The sequence below is a fragment of the Mesorhizobium sp. J8 genome (genome assembly GCF_016591715.1).
Taxonomy (GTDB): domain Bacteria; phylum Pseudomonadota; class Alphaproteobacteria; order Rhizobiales; family Rhizobiaceae; genus Mesorhizobium.
In genome coordinates this window covers 6,611,669-6,623,968 of record NZ_AP024109.1, presented here as the reverse complement: position 1 = coordinate 6,623,968, position 12,300 = coordinate 6,611,669, and the positions used below count along the sequence as shown (strand labels likewise).

16 protein-coding genes are annotated in these 12,300 nt (G+C 64.6%); 7 read left to right on the top strand and 9 right to left on the bottom strand.

Annotated features, from left to right (window positions below; translation table 11 throughout):
• Positions 1 to 41 precede the first annotated feature (41 nt).
• Complete coding sequence (locus MJ8_RS32620) at positions 42 to 176, top strand: hypothetical protein (RefSeq protein ID WP_263649565.1); 135 nt, start codon at positions 42 to 44, stop codon at positions 174 to 176.
• Between the two features lie 108 nt (positions 177 to 284).
• The gene (locus MJ8_RS31760; RefSeq protein WP_201412458.1) at positions 285 to 1,319 is read left to right on the top strand and encodes an aspartate-semialdehyde dehydrogenase; all 1,035 of its coding nucleotides are present in this window, start codon (positions 285 to 287) and stop codon (positions 1,317 to 1,319) included.
• 238 nt (positions 1,320 to 1,557) lie between these two features.
• Here the strand turns inward: MJ8_RS31760 and MJ8_RS31755 are convergent, their stop codons facing one another.
• The 3 genes from MJ8_RS31755 to MJ8_RS31745 form a co-directional block, all read right to left on the bottom strand.
• Positions 1,558 to 1,971, bottom strand: coding sequence for a hypothetical protein (locus MJ8_RS31755; protein ID WP_201412457.1), 414 nt, complete (start codon positions 1,969 to 1,971; stop codon positions 1,558 to 1,560).
• Complete coding sequence (locus MJ8_RS31750; RefSeq protein WP_201412456.1) at positions 1,968 to 2,237, bottom strand: type II toxin-antitoxin system prevent-host-death family antitoxin; 270 nt, start codon at positions 2,235 to 2,237, stop codon at positions 1,968 to 1,970. The genes MJ8_RS31755 and MJ8_RS31750 overlap by 4 nt, the downstream gene beginning before the upstream one ends.
• Before the next feature lie 198 nt (positions 2,238 to 2,435).
• Complete coding sequence (locus tag MJ8_RS31745; RefSeq protein ID WP_201412455.1) at positions 2,436 to 2,843, bottom strand: ACT domain-containing protein; 408 nt, start codon at positions 2,841 to 2,843, stop codon at positions 2,436 to 2,438.
• A 155-nt stretch (positions 2,844 to 2,998) separates the two neighbouring features.
• Between MJ8_RS31745 and MJ8_RS31740 the strand changes: the two genes are divergently transcribed.
• From MJ8_RS31740 to MJ8_RS31725, 4 genes are all read left to right on the top strand, one after another.
• Positions 2,999 to 3,904, top strand: coding sequence for a bestrophin family protein (locus tag MJ8_RS31740; RefSeq protein WP_201412454.1), 906 nt, complete (start codon positions 2,999 to 3,001; stop codon positions 3,902 to 3,904).
• Positions 3,905 to 4,025: 121 nt separating this feature from the next.
• Complete coding sequence (locus MJ8_RS31735; protein WP_201412453.1) at positions 4,026 to 4,436, top strand: DoxX family protein; 411 nt, start codon at positions 4,026 to 4,028, stop codon at positions 4,434 to 4,436.
• A gap of 12 nt (positions 4,437 to 4,448) precedes the next feature.
• A complete protein-coding gene (locus tag MJ8_RS31730) occupies positions 4,449 to 4,976 on the top strand; it encodes an SRPBCC family protein (RefSeq protein ID WP_201412452.1) in 528 nt (175 codons plus the stop codon).
• A gap of 147 nt (positions 4,977 to 5,123) precedes the next feature.
• On the top strand, positions 5,124 to 5,387 hold the full coding sequence (locus MJ8_RS31725) for a YMGG-like glycine zipper-containing protein (RefSeq protein ID WP_040987857.1): 264 nt from the start codon (positions 5,124 to 5,126) through the stop codon (positions 5,385 to 5,387).
• 69 nt (positions 5,388 to 5,456) lie between these two features.
• On the opposite strand, the gene rpsP is transcribed toward MJ8_RS31725, so the two are convergent.
• The 6 genes from rpsP to MJ8_RS31695 all read right to left on the bottom strand — a co-directional run bounded on the left by rpsP (position 5,457) and on the right by MJ8_RS31695 (position 11,067).
• The gene (gene rpsP / locus MJ8_RS31720) at positions 5,457 to 5,858 is read right to left on the bottom strand and encodes a 30S ribosomal protein S16 (protein WP_201412451.1); all 402 of its coding nucleotides are present in this window, start codon (positions 5,856 to 5,858) and stop codon (positions 5,457 to 5,459) included.
• Positions 5,859 to 5,903: 45 nt separating this feature from the next.
• Positions 5,904 to 6,260 carry a chorismate mutase gene (locus MJ8_RS31715; protein ID WP_201412450.1) on the bottom strand — a complete coding sequence of 119 codons (357 nt, stop codon included), beginning with the start codon at positions 6,258 to 6,260 and terminating at the stop codon, positions 5,904 to 5,906.
• 7 nt (positions 6,261 to 6,267) lie between these two features.
• A complete protein-coding gene (gene ffh / locus MJ8_RS31710; RefSeq protein WP_201412449.1) occupies positions 6,268 to 7,857 on the bottom strand; it encodes a signal recognition particle protein in 1,590 nt (529 codons plus the stop codon).
• 342 nt (positions 7,858 to 8,199) lie between these two features.
• Entirely contained in the window at positions 8,200 to 9,150 is a 951-nt protein-coding gene (locus MJ8_RS31705) for a CPBP family intramembrane glutamic endopeptidase (protein WP_201412448.1), read from the bottom strand.
• A gap of 146 nt (positions 9,151 to 9,296) precedes the next feature.
• A complete protein-coding gene (locus MJ8_RS31700) occupies positions 9,297 to 9,902 on the bottom strand; it encodes a DUF1236 domain-containing protein (RefSeq protein ID WP_201412447.1) in 606 nt (201 codons plus the stop codon).
• A gap of 85 nt (positions 9,903 to 9,987) precedes the next feature.
• The gene (locus MJ8_RS31695) at positions 9,988 to 11,067 is read right to left on the bottom strand and encodes a putative zinc-binding metallopeptidase (RefSeq protein ID WP_201412446.1); all 1,080 of its coding nucleotides are present in this window, start codon (positions 11,065 to 11,067) and stop codon (positions 9,988 to 9,990) included.
• Between the two features lie 308 nt (positions 11,068 to 11,375).
• Between MJ8_RS31695 and MJ8_RS31690 the strand changes: the two genes are divergently transcribed.
• Positions 11,376 to 12,173 (top strand): lytic transglycosylase domain-containing protein, encoded by a 798-nt coding sequence (locus tag MJ8_RS31690; RefSeq protein WP_201412445.1) that lies wholly within the window; start codon positions 11,376 to 11,378, stop codon positions 12,171 to 12,173.
• Positions 12,174 to 12,300 lie beyond the last annotated feature (127 nt).

The window sequence follows — 12,300 nt, the reverse complement described above, 5'->3', positions numbered from 1 at the left end:
GCAAACCGCGTAAAAGCCCGCTTCGAACGGGATCATCCTCGATGCGCGGCCTTTTGATGGCTCTTCTTGCATTCGATGTCCCCGGCCGCGATGCACAACATCGGGCCGGGCGCTTCGACGCGTTCGTCCGTTCCAGCAAAACTACGGCCAAAAAAACCACCACCAAAACGGTGTGATTCCCTTGGCCTAACCACCCTCTCCCGGGTCCGGCCCGGGGGACGAAACCCGCATGAGGCCGGCGGGTTTTCTCCAACAACGAAGCGGAGAGGGACAGGAGATATCATATGAGTTTCAAGGTTGCGGTAGTCGGCGCCACGGGCAATGTGGGCCGCGAAATGCTCAACATTCTGGACGAGCGCGGCTTCCCGGTGAGCGAGGTCGTGGCGCTGGCGTCGCGGCGCAGCCAGGGCACCGAAGTGTCCTTCGGCGACCGCACGCTGAAGGTCAAGGCGCTCGACACCTACGACTTTTCCGACACCGACCTCTGCGTCATGTCGGCCGGCGGCAACGTCTCCAAGGAATGGTCGCCGAAGATCGGCAAGCAGGGCTGCGTCGTCATCGATAACTCGTCGGCCTTCCGCTACGATCCGGACGTGCCGCTGATCGTGCCGGAAGTGAACCCCGACGCGGTTGCGCTGTTCTCGCGCAAGAACATCATCGCCAACCCGAATTGCTCGACGGCGCAGCTGGTCGTGGCGCTGAAGCCGCTGCATGACGCTGCCACCATCAAGCGCGTCGTCGTCGCCACCTACCAGTCGGTGTCAGGCGCCGGCAAGGAAGGCATGGACGAGCTCTTCACCCAGACCCGCGCGGTGTTTGTCGCCGACCAGGTCGATGTCAAGAAGTTCACCAAGCGCATCGCCTTCAACGTCATCCCGCATATCGACGTCTTCCTGGACGACGGCTTCACCAAGGAAGAGTGGAAGATGGTGGCCGAGACCAAGAAGATGCTCGACCCCAAGATCAAGCTGACGGCGACCTGCGTTCGCGTGCCGGTGTTCATCGGCCATTCGGAAGCGGTCAACATCGAGTTCGAGAAGCCGATCACGGCGGTCGAGGCGCGCGAGATCCTGCGCGAGGCGCCCGGATGCCAGGTGCTCGATAAGCGCGAGAACGGCGGCTACATCACGCCGCTGGAATCGGCCGGTGAGGACGCCACCTTCATCTCGCGCATCCGCGAGGATTCGACCGTCGACAACGGCCTGTCGATGTGGGTCGTCTCCGACAATCTGCGCAAGGGCGCGGCGCTGAACGCCGTGCAGATCGCCGAGCTTTTGGTCGAGCGCGGCCTGATCCAGCCGAAGAAGAAGGCGGCCTGACGGCAGTTTGTTTTCGCTCACGGGCCGTATCGCCGCTGCCGCGGCTGGCCCTCCGCGAGGGGCGCCGGACGACCGGCGGCCCGCGGTCGCGGGCTCGGCCGTTTGTTTTCGCTCACGGGCCGTACGCCGCTGCCGCGGCGGGCCCTCCGCGCGGGCGCCGGATGATCAGCGGCCCGCGGACGCGGGCTCGGCCTTCGGCCGTTTGTTTTCGCTCACGGACGACGCGGCTGTGCCGTGGCTAGCGGAAGCGGGTGACTTCGGTGAAGGCCTTGCGCCTGACGATGAATTCCCGCAGCAGCGGCAGGAAGAAGGCCTTGCTGAAGCGTCCGATCGGCGGCTCGGGTTCGAGATAGAAGGACTTGCCGACGAGATCGGAGTTGAACTCGTCGAGGATGACCCACAACCGCCGGTCGGCGTCGAGTCCCGCGCGGCGCCTCTCGATGGCGGGGATCTCCACCGCGAACCGGGCCTTCTCCGGCTCCTTGCTGGTGATCGGGAAGAACAGGACAAGATCGCCATCCGCGCGTACAATCCGCACGCCGACGGCGACGGGCCGTTCCTTGCGGCCCTCGGTCTCGCCAGCGCGGGCTTCGGGCGCCCAGAGGGAAGGATAGCGGATGACCGTTGCCGTGCGGATTTCGTCGTAGCTCATGTCCGCCCCGTTTCATCCTCCTGCGCATAGGCTTCGACGGCGCTCTCGAAATCGGCGAAGAGGCCGTCAGACATGGTCTCGATTGTACCGGCAGAGCGACTATCCGACTGGCGCACCAGCCGCGCGTAATCCTCGATGTTGAGAAGCACGAGACGCGGTTTGTTGCGCTGGGTAATCGTCACCGGACGGCGCAGGGCCTCGGCGATAATGTCGCCGGACTTCCGGGAAAGCTCGCTCGTCGAATAGGAACCACCTGACCGGGGCATAGCGACCTCCTATTGTTGCTGATTGCTGCAATATACAGCATTAGCAGCATTTGCGCAAAAGCGATGAAAATGCGCCCACGGGCTGGGCTTCAGGATGGCCGTCCAGGATACACCAAGCCAGTCGCCGGCATGAGATTCCGCAGCGGGGAGGCAGCAGGGTGGATGAGGGTAGCGCCGGTTCTTCCATCTTCTCGTGGCTCAGGCACCGCTTTCCGCCGCTAACTGCCACAATATCGCCAACGCCTCCTCCGCTCTTTCCGCCGACACGAACAGATGGTCGTGATAGAAGGCCGAGACCGGATTGACGCCCATGCCGGCTGCCGCCAGCCGCGTCGTGATGGCGGCGAGAAAGCCGACGGCTTCCAGCGAGGAGTGGATGTCGAGCGTGATCATCCGGCAGCGGAACGTGCCGGCAAGGCCGGCGGCCTTTGCCTCGTCTTCCGTCACGATCAAGGTACGGCCCTCCCTCTCGCGAAATTGCATCACGGGGTCGAGCCCCGCCGGGACCGGCATGCCAGGTGCCAACGTGACGAAGACATGGACATCGGGGTAAAGCCGCGGCGTCATCGATGCCAGCAGCTTCTGCAGGTCCGTCTCGCCGCTCATCCTTCCTTCCTTTCGTCTGGCGCTCCGCGACGTTCTCGACAGTCCCGCTCGAAACGTCAACGGTCCGGCACCCAAACGACATGGCGGTGTCGCTGGCGGCTGAGCCGCAAACTCGTTATCGCCGTAGAGACATAACGGCTCGCAAAGGTTCACCGATGATCGTCCGCCCGCGCCCGACATTTCTGCAGCTGTTCTTCATCATGCGCGGCTCGGTGGTGCCGGGCATCCTGCCGCAGATTCTCGGCTTCGCCCTCTATTCGGCGGTCATCCTGATGCTGGCGCGGCATTTCCAGCTCGATCTCAGCGCTTTCAGCATCGCGCCTTTCGGGCTCGTCGGCGTGACGCTGTCGATCTACCTGTCGTTCCGCAACAACGCCGCCTATGACCGTTGGTGGGAGGCGCGCAAGCTCTGGGGTGCGCTGGTCTTCGAGATCCGCAACCTGGCGCGCGCCACCACCAGCCTGATCGGCGAGCGTGCCGAACAGCGCGCGCTGCTGATGGAGGCGCTCGCCTTCTGCCACCTCTTGCGCGGGCAATTGCGCCGGATCGACAGTATAAAGGACGCGCGCGCCTTCATCGGCGACGAGGCCGACAAGGCGGCCGCCCGCACCAACCCCGCCGACGACATGGTCCGCCGCATGGGCCGGCGCGCCAATGCGCGGCGCGAAGCGGGCGCGCTCGATCCGATCGGCTTCCGCATCCTCGACGAAAGGCTGGCCGCGATCGCCGCCATCCAGGCCGGCTGCGAGCGGATCGCCGGCACGCCCCTGCCCTTCGCTTATACGCTGCTCGTGCATCGCACGGCCTATGTCGTCTGCCTGCTGCTGCCGATCGGTCTGGTCTCGACCACAGGCTGGGCGACGCCGCTGTTCACGGTGCTGATCGCCTACACTTTCTTCGGCCTCGACGCGCTGTCGGAAGAGCTCGAGGATCCGTTCGGCATCGAGGCCAACGACCTTGCGCTCGACGGCCTCTGCCGAGTCTGCGAGATTTCCGTGTTCGAGGCGCTGAACGAGACGCCGCCGAAGATGATCGCGGCCGACAAGTTTTACTTCTCATAGCCGCAGGCGCTTGGGGTGAAGCCCGGGCATGACGAAGGCGTGTAGGATCGCGGCCCCTTCCTCCGTCCTTGGATCGAACCGGCAAATGGCCGGCATTCGCAGCCGTCAGGAGGGAACATCCATGAGCATTTCCGAAGCCGCGCCTGCGTCAAAGGGCGCCTTGTGGACCGGGCGCGCGCTCAGCGCCGTCGTCGTCCTGTTCATGATCTTCGACGGCGTCATCAAGCTGCCGCCGCTCGACATCGTCACCCAGACGATGACCGAGCTCGGCTGGCCGTCCGACGCCAATGTCGCGCGCCTGATCGGCGTCATCGGGCTGGTCTCGACCGTGCTCTATGCCGTTCCGCGCACCTCCGTGCTCGGCGCCATCCTGCTCACCGCCTATATGGGCGGTGCCATTTCGACGCATGTGCGGATCGGCAATCCGCTGTTCTCGCACACGCTGTTCGGCGTCTATCTCGGTGTTATCCTGTGGGGCGGTCTTTATCTGCGCGACCCCAGGGTGCGCGGGCTAATCCCGTTCAGCCGATAGGAGGAGAGAACAATGTTCACCACCATTCTCGTCATCCTTGTCCTTATCATCGCCGCCGTGCTCGCCTATGCCGCGACACGGCCGAACGACTTCGTCGTCTCACGCTCGGCCACCATCAAGGCGCCGGCGGAGACGATCTTTCCGCTGATCAACGATTTCCGGCGCTGGCCGGAATGGTCGCCCTTCGAAAAGCTCGACCCTCAGATGCGGCGCACGCTGTCCGGCGCCGACAGCGGCAAGGGCGCTGCCTATGCCTGGGAGGGCAACTCCAAGGCCGGCAAGGGCCGCATGGAGATCACAAATTCGGTGCCGTCGTCGCAGGTCGCGCTCAAGCTCGATTTCGAAAAGCCGTTCCGGGCCAACAACATCGTCGACTTCTCGCTCTCGCCGTTCGGCGACGGCACCACGGTCACCTGGGCGATGCGCGGCGCGAGGCCCTTCATCGCGAAGCTGATGGGCCTGTTCATGAATTTCGACGCGCTGATCGGCAAGGATTTCGAGGCCGGGCTCGACAATCTGAGACGCCTCGCCGAGCGCTAAAAGCCCTGCGATGTCAATGTGTTGGCGTATAGAACCATGAATCCGGCCGGCCCATAGCCGGCCAATCTTCATCATTGCCGGGATCAATTTAGCTGTTCGTGAGTTTACGGCATGGCGGCGAGGACGGCGCTTGAGAGAGGAACAGCAATGAAGAAAGCAATTACCATCCTGGTGCTGACGATGGCCCTGGGGGCCTGCTCGCAGACGGAGAAAGGTGCGGCGATCGGCGGTCTGGGCGGCGCAGCGGTCGGCGCGGCCGTCGCGGGTGATCCGGTTCAAGGCGCGGTGGTCGGCGGCGCCGTTGGCGCGGTCGCCGGCGCATTGATCGGCCATGCCAGCGAGGCCGGCCAGTGCCGCTACCGTGACCGTTACGGGCGCGTCTACGTCGCGAGATGCCCGTCAGGCTATTGAGACGTCGGGCCGACCCAAAGAAAAACGGCGGGCAATGCCCGCCGTTTTTGTACGCGAAGCAGACCGTGATTACTCGGCGCTGGCGGCTTCAGCCTCGGCCGGCGCGGCGGTCGCGGCCGCCACCGCCGCAGCGGCGTCTTCCTGCGCCTTCTTCAGCAGGGCGGCGCGTTCCTGCGCCTTCTTCCCGGGCAGGGCCTTGTTCGGGTTCGAGCGGGCTTCGCGCTTGGCGATACCGGCCTCGTCGAGGAAGCGCAGCACGCGGTCGGTCGGCTGGGCGCCGTGCGACAGCCAATGCTTGACGCGGTCGGCGTCGACCTTGACGCGCTCGCCGTCCTTCGGCAGCAGCGGGTTCCAGGAACCCAGCGCCTCGATGAAACGGCCGTCGCGTGGCGAACGGGCATCGGCGACGACGACGTGGTAGTAAGGACGCTTCTTCGAGCCCGCGCGGGCCAGTCTGATCTTCAGTGCCATTCTTTTCTCCTAAAAGCTCTGATTTCGTTCATTAACTTCCGGCCATTAGCCGGCTTTGGCAGCGCCGTTGGAAGCGGCGTCTTTAGTCGCGCCGCTGCTCGAAGCGGCGATCTGTTCGTGATGCCGGATCACCTCGCGGACGACGAAGTTCAGGAACTTCTCCGCGAAATCCGGATCGAGATTCGCGTCCTTCGCCAGCTGGCGAAGGCGGGCGATCTGCTGCTGCTCGCGTGCCGGATCGGCAGGCGGCAGGCCATGCTCGGCCTTGAGCACGCCGACCGCCTTGGTGCAGCGGAAGCGTTCGGCCAGCATATGGATGAGAGCGGCGTCGATGTTGTCGATCGAGGCGCGGTAGCCGGCCAGGATGGCGCGTGCGTCGGCCATGTCTTTCTCCTCGTTCATCGCCCCCTCACTTCTTCTTGCCCAAACCCGGCAACCCGCCGCCGCCCGGGAGGCCCGGAAGCTTCATGCCGCCGGGCAGGCCCGGCAGCCCGCCGCCGGGAAGTCCGCCGGGAAGGCCGCCCGGCAGGCCTTTGCCGAGACCGGCGGCCTGCGCCTGCTTCTGCAGGGCCTCGAGTTGCTTGGGATCCATCTTGGAGAGGTCGGGCATGCCCCCCATACCCCCCGGCATCATGCCGCCAAGGCCCATCTTCGAGGCAAGGCCGCCCATCATGCCGCGCATGAGGCCGCCGCCTTTGCCCTTGCCGCCCATCGCCTTCATCATGTCGGCCATGCCGCGATGCATCTTCAAGAGCTTGTTGATCTCGGCCGCATCGGTGCCGGAGCCGGCCGCGATGCGCTTCTTGCGCGAGTGCTTCAGAATATCGGGGTTGGCGCGCTCGGCCTTGGTCATCGAGGAGATGATGGCGAGCTGGCGGCGAAACATCTTGTCGTCGAAGCCGGCGGCGGCAAGCTGGTCCTTCATCTTGCCCATGCCGGGCATCATGCCCATGATGCCGCCCATGCCGCCCATCTTCGACATCTGCTGAAGCTGCTGGGCGAGGTCGTTCAGGTCGAACTTGCCCGACTGCATCTTCTTGGCCATCGCCGCCGCCTGCTCGGCGTCGATTGTCTCGGCAGCCTTCTCGACAAGCGAGACGATGTCGCCCATGCCGAGGATGCGGTCGGCGATGCGCTTGGGATGGAATTCCTCCAGCCCGTCCATCTTCTCGCCGGTGCCGATGAGCTTGATCGGCTTGCCGGTGACGGCGCGCATGGAAAGCGCCGCGCCGCCGCGGCCGTCGCCGTCCATGCGGGTGAGCACCAGGCCGGTGATGCCGACACGTTCGTCGAAGCTTTTCGCCAGATTGACGGCATCCTGGCCGGTCAGCGAGTCGGCGACCAGCAGGATCTCGTGCGGGCTCGACACCTTCTTGATGTCGGCCATCTCGACCATCAGCGGCTCGTCGATATGGGTGCGGCCGGCGGTGTCGAGGATGACCACGTCATGGCCGCCGAGCTTGGCCGCCTGCACGGCGCGCTTGGCGATGTCGACCGGGCTCTGGCCGGCGATGATCGGCAGCGTCGCCACCTTGGTCTGCTCGCCGAGCTGGCGCAACTGCTCCTGTGCGGCGGGACGCCGCGTGTCGAGCGAGGCCATCAGGACCTTCTTGTTCTGCCGCTCGGTCAGCCGCTTGGCGATCTTGGCCGAGGTGGTCGTCTTGCCGGAGCCCTGCAGGCCGACCATCATGACGACAACGGGCGCCGGCGCGTTGAGGTCGATGGCGACGCCTTCGGCGCCCAGCATGTCGACCAGCTCGTCATGGACGATCTTGACGACCATCTGCCCGGGTTTGATCGACTTCAGCACCGCGGCGCCGACCGCCTTCTCGCGCACCTTGTCGGTGAAGGAGCGCACCACTTCCAACGCGACGTCGGCCTCGAGCAGCGCACGGCGCACTTCGCGCAGCGCCGCCGAGACATCCGCCTCGGACAATGCGCCGCGACCGGTCAGGCCGTTCAGGATGGAGCCAAGACGCTCCTGGAGGGATTCAAACATCTGCGGTCCTTGATCTCGGTTCGGGGTCGAACCGAGAGGTAGTGCGTTCGCGCCGGGTCGCCAAGCAAAGCGCAAAGCCAAAAAGCACCCGGGGGCGCATCGCGCTGCCGGGTGTTGGCCTCCGGGATCTCTTTATAGCACTGGCCTCAAAGAGGCGCTGGCGTCCTGGTCGGCTTTCGCGAAGGATACTCGTCGCGGAAATTCAGCGGCTCTAGACAGGAAAACGGCCGCGGAGTCAAGGCTAATGCATGTCGGGCAAAAGTGCGCAGCGGTCTTGCGGCAACGACATGCATCAAGAACAAAGGCTCAAATCCGGGGCCAAACGCCGCGATTCGATGCGCCTCATGGCGAACTTTGCTTGCTCGTCCCAACCCGCAGCGGCGAGCGCCGGTGCAAAAGCAGGAGCATGGTCAAAAGCGTGCTGACAATGCCGATAGCGGCAATCAGAACGGCGTCCAGCCCGGTCCAGCCGGGACCTTCGAGCGGCTTGGCGTTGAGCAAGGCGAAGCCGTTATAGCCTTCCTGGTGCGAGATCAGAAGGAAGCCGGTCAGGTTGTTGCCGAGATGGGCGCCGAAACCGGCGCCGAGATTGCCGGTGACATAGACAAGCAGCGTGAGCAGCAGCGCAAAGATGCCGATCGAGACGAAGACGCTGGCATTGATGGCAAAAGTCGAGGCTGTATTCCAGTGCAGCGCGGTGAACAGCAGGCCCGGCAGCAGCGCCCAGATCCACGGGCTCCGGAAGCGACAGGCGAGGCCGCGCAGCAGATAGCCGCGAAACAGCATTTCCTCCGACGAGGTCTGCAGGAACGCGAGCAGAACGATCGGGATGAGGAAGAGAAGCCAGGACGAGAAGGCGATCGGTCCGCGCGCGATCTCCGGCTGCAGCCAATAGAGCAGGACCTCGGAGAACAGCGATGTGATCAGCACCGCGCCCAGGCCCTTGAGGAAATCCAGGCCGGCGATACGGCGGGTGAGGCCGAAGAGCGCGGATAGCGGCTCGCCGTGAACGAAGCGCGTCGCCACCCACAGGCCGATCCAGATGCCGGCAAAAGAGGTCAGGGCGCTCAGGATTCCGACCGGCGATGCCAGGAAGTCCTGCATATACTGCCCGGTCGAGGGTCCGGGCAGGCGCCAGACGATGTAGACATAGGTGCCGGCAAACAGCACCAGGGCCGTCATTGCCATCCAGAAAGCAACGACGATCGCCGTGCCGAGGAACAGGCGCGGCAAAGTGGTCTTTTCGTTCGGCGAGCGGCGATAGCCCTCGAAGGCGGCATTCTCGATCGTCACGCGGCTCCCCGCCGAAGGCTTTCCACCACATCGGTTTAGGGGATCGCAGTTACCACGCAATTACCGACGTCCGGGTTGCCGCGCGTAAAGAACAAAGAGCGGCCGCCATCGCTGGCGGCCGCTCTTCTCATGGCGATCAAGTCCGATCAGCGCATCACATAGACGATGCGCCGCGTGCCGGGGTCGACCAGCGCCGGCTGGTTGTTCACATAGACATAGCGATACCGGTAATCGGGGATTTCGCGCAGCTCGACCGTGTCGGGCAGCGTGGCGCCGGTCACCACCTCGCCGTCGAGATAGACCGGGTCGACCCGGTGCGTGGCGACATAGGTGCCGACCTCGGCCGGCGGCCTGCCGATCGACTCGATCGCGTCATCGTTGGAGACGATGGCGCCGGTGTAGGTATCGCTGGTGTAGATGTTGTCGGTCGGCGGCGCCACGACGGCAATGTCGGCATTGGCCGGGCGGCGGGTCACGACGACGCGGGTGCCGCCGAAATCGCCGGTCACATAGTCGGAATAGACCCAGCCCTTGCCGTCCGCCTCGGCGATCGTGCACCATTTGCTGCCTTCGATGCAGCCATTAAGGGTGGCCGACTGCCCTGCCGCCAGCACACCGATAACCGGATATTGCGGACCGGGGCCAGCGCGAACGTTCAGGTCGGTCACCGCCTGGACGGGGGTGTCGGCAAAAGCGGCGCCCGAGATCGTGAGCAGCGCACCGGCCAGTGCCGGAAGCATTAGGCGTTTCATGGTTTCTCTCCGTTTTTCAACGCTCCCTCGGGCTCGACAACGAAACAAAGGCTTATGCGTTCCGGCTAAATTGCTTTTGGCGGGCTCACGAATTGTTCCGGTCCTCTTCCGGCGCGCCGGTCAAAAGATCATGCACGAACGCCAGTTTGCGCGCCGCCACCTCCGAAATCACGAAGGGGTAAAGGTCCGGCAGGCCCATGCAGCGATTGATCGAGTTGGAAGCCTCCGACAACACCAGCCATCGGGCCAGAATCCTTTCAAACGGCTCCGGCGCCGGGTCGGGATCGGCGGGCGCCGGCTGCAGACGACCACCAGTGTCGCCGCGCGGGATGGTATCGGCATCCACGGTCTCCAGCCGGCCCAGCGGAAAATTCAGCGCATGGACCATTTCCAGCGTGTCGGCGATGTGGAGATGATGCGCCCAGGTCTCGGCCCAGTCCTCCCAGGGATGGGATGCGGCATAGGCGGAGATGTGGCGTTGCTGCCAGTCCGGCGGCGCGCCATTGGCGTAGTATGCCTTCAGGGCCTGTTCGTAATCGGCCTGCTCGTCGCCGAAGAGCGCGCGGAAGGCCCGGAGACGAGCGGGATCGTCACGGATCAGCCGATCCCAATAATAATGGCCGAGCTCGTGACGGAAATGGCCGAGCAGAGTGCGATAGTTCTCGCCCATCTCGACGCGCCGTCTTTCGCGCTCGGCGGAATCGGCCTCGGCAACGTTGAGGGTGATCAAGCCGTTGTCATGGCCGGTCAGGATGCGCTCACCACCTGGACCGGCGCCGATCGGGTCGGCGAGAAAGTCGAAAGCAAGGCCGATCTCATCCTTGGCATCGGCCTTGGGAACGACCGGCAGGCCGAAGGCGAGCAGAGAATAGACGGCGCGCTTCTTCGCCGCTTCCACGCGGATCCAGCGCCGGCGGTTGCCGTCGATGGAAAGGTCGGGAATGACCTGGTTGAGGGCACAGGCGCGGCAGAAAGGCCGGCCAGCCTCGGCCCGCCAGTTGCAGGCGCATTCATCGGCATTGCCGCATGGCAAAACGCCGTCTCTGCCGCTGAGCACGAAGTTCGCTCGTTCGGGGTCATAGAGCACCAGGCTGGAGCAGTTCAGACACTGGGCGTTCTCGAAATAGAGGCGATGGCCGCAATTGGGGCAGTCGAACAGCTTCATGCGTGATCAACCTGCAGGGAACGTGGAGGTGAACTCGGGCTCTAACGCCTGCCGACATCCGGCGTTCCGGTGCTATTTCGCCGCGCGACGCGTCTTTACCACGGCAAGCCCCGCCGAACCGGCAGCAAAGACCGGACGTCAATGTCTTTTCATGAGGCAAGACCGCCACACCTGACGGCCGATCGCAGCGGGATTGCCTTTCTTTCGCCCGTGTCGGGTGCCACGTCCCCGGCGAGGGCGGTGACAACCGGGCGTTTCGCTGGCAAATTCACAACCGGGACGTGATTCAGGCAATTCAGGAGAACGAGATGGCATTTTTTGCCAAGGGAAGGATTTTCGCGGCGGCAGTGGTGGCGACGCTCGCGCTGGCGGGCGGCGCCGAGGCGGCTCCGAGCTGCGGCAAGAATGGCGCCGGCTTCGACGCCTGGAAACAGGACTTTGCCGCCGAGGCCAGAGCCGAAGGTGTCGGCCAGAGGGGCTTGTCGGCGCTGGCGGGTGCTACCTACGCCACCAGGACGATCGCCGCCGACCGCGCTATCCATAAGGCGTTCAGCGGCTCCGTGGAGGCTTTCATGCAGCGGCGCGGCGCATCCGCGATCATCTCGCGCGGCCGCGCGCTGAAGAAGGCGAATGCGGCGATGTTCGCCAATATCGAGCGGACTTATGGCGTGCCGCCGGGTGTGCTGCTCGCCATCTGGGGCATGGAAACCGGCTTCGGCGCCTCGATGGGCAACCAGAACACGGTTTCGGCGATCGTGACGCTGGCCTATGACTGCCGCCGCCCGGATTATTTCAGGCCGCATGCCATCGCGGCGCTGAAGCTGGTCGATCGCGGCGCGCTCAGCGCCTCCTCGGTCGGCGCCATGCATGGCGAGATCGGCCACACCCAGTTCCTGCCCGGAAACGTGCTGAAATACGGCGTCGGCAGCGGCAATCTGCGCGACCGCAACACGGCGCTCGCCTCGACCGCCAACTTCCTCAAGGCTCATGGCTGGCATGCCGGCGCGAGCTACGAGGCCAATATGGGCGCGATCGCCGGCTGGAATTCGGCCAGCGTCTACCAGCAGGCCATCGCCCGCATCGCCGAGGCGATCGACGCGGATTGATCAAGTATCAGTATTGAGCAGAACAGCCCGGCTTGCGCCGGGCTTTTTTGTGGACTTGGAGATTGGCGAAAGCCGGTACGTGGGAATCTCTCCCTCGAGGCGGAGATGTCGCCGAAGGCGACAGGCA

Bases quoted from the DNA above. Each gene is read 5' to 3' on its own strand.
- MJ8_RS32620 (WP_263649565.1), top strand. From the start codon at position 42: ATGCGCGGCCTTTTGATGGCTCTTCTTGCATTCGATGTCCCCGGCCGC.
- MJ8_RS31760 (WP_201412458.1), top strand. From the start codon at position 285: ATGAGTTTCAAGGTTGCGGTAGTCGGCGCCACGGGCAATGTGGGCCGC.
- MJ8_RS31755 (WP_201412457.1), bottom strand. From the start codon at position 1,971: ATGAGCTACGACGAAATCCGCACGGCAACGGTCATCCGCTATCCTTCC.
- MJ8_RS31750 (WP_201412456.1), bottom strand. From the start codon at position 2,237: ATGCCCCGGTCAGGTGGTTCCTATTCGACGAGCGAGCTTTCCCGGAAG.
- MJ8_RS31745 (WP_201412455.1), bottom strand. From the start codon at position 2,843: ATGAGCGGCGAGACGGACCTGCAGAAGCTGCTGGCATCGATGACGCCG.
- MJ8_RS31740 (WP_201412454.1), top strand. From the start codon at position 2,999: ATGATCGTCCGCCCGCGCCCGACATTTCTGCAGCTGTTCTTCATCATG.
- MJ8_RS31735 (WP_201412453.1), top strand. From the start codon at position 4,026: ATGAGCATTTCCGAAGCCGCGCCTGCGTCAAAGGGCGCCTTGTGGACC.
- MJ8_RS31730 (WP_201412452.1), top strand. From the start codon at position 4,449: ATGTTCACCACCATTCTCGTCATCCTTGTCCTTATCATCGCCGCCGTG.
- MJ8_RS31725 (WP_040987857.1), top strand. From the start codon at position 5,124: ATGAAGAAAGCAATTACCATCCTGGTGCTGACGATGGCCCTGGGGGCC.
- rpsP (WP_201412451.1), bottom strand. From the start codon at position 5,858: ATGGCACTGAAGATCAGACTGGCCCGCGCGGGCTCGAAGAAGCGTCCT.
- MJ8_RS31715 (WP_201412450.1), bottom strand. From the start codon at position 6,260: ATGAACGAGGAGAAAGACATGGCCGACGCACGCGCCATCCTGGCCGGC.
- ffh (WP_201412449.1), bottom strand. From the start codon at position 7,857: ATGTTTGAATCCCTCCAGGAGCGTCTTGGCTCCATCCTGAACGGCCTG.
- MJ8_RS31700 (WP_201412447.1), bottom strand. From the start codon at position 9,902: ATGAAACGCCTAATGCTTCCGGCACTGGCCGGTGCGCTGCTCACGATC.
- MJ8_RS31695 (WP_201412446.1), bottom strand. From the start codon at position 11,067: ATGAAGCTGTTCGACTGCCCCAATTGCGGCCATCGCCTCTATTTCGAG.
- MJ8_RS31690 (WP_201412445.1), top strand. From the start codon at position 11,376: ATGGCATTTTTTGCCAAGGGAAGGATTTTCGCGGCGGCAGTGGTGGCG.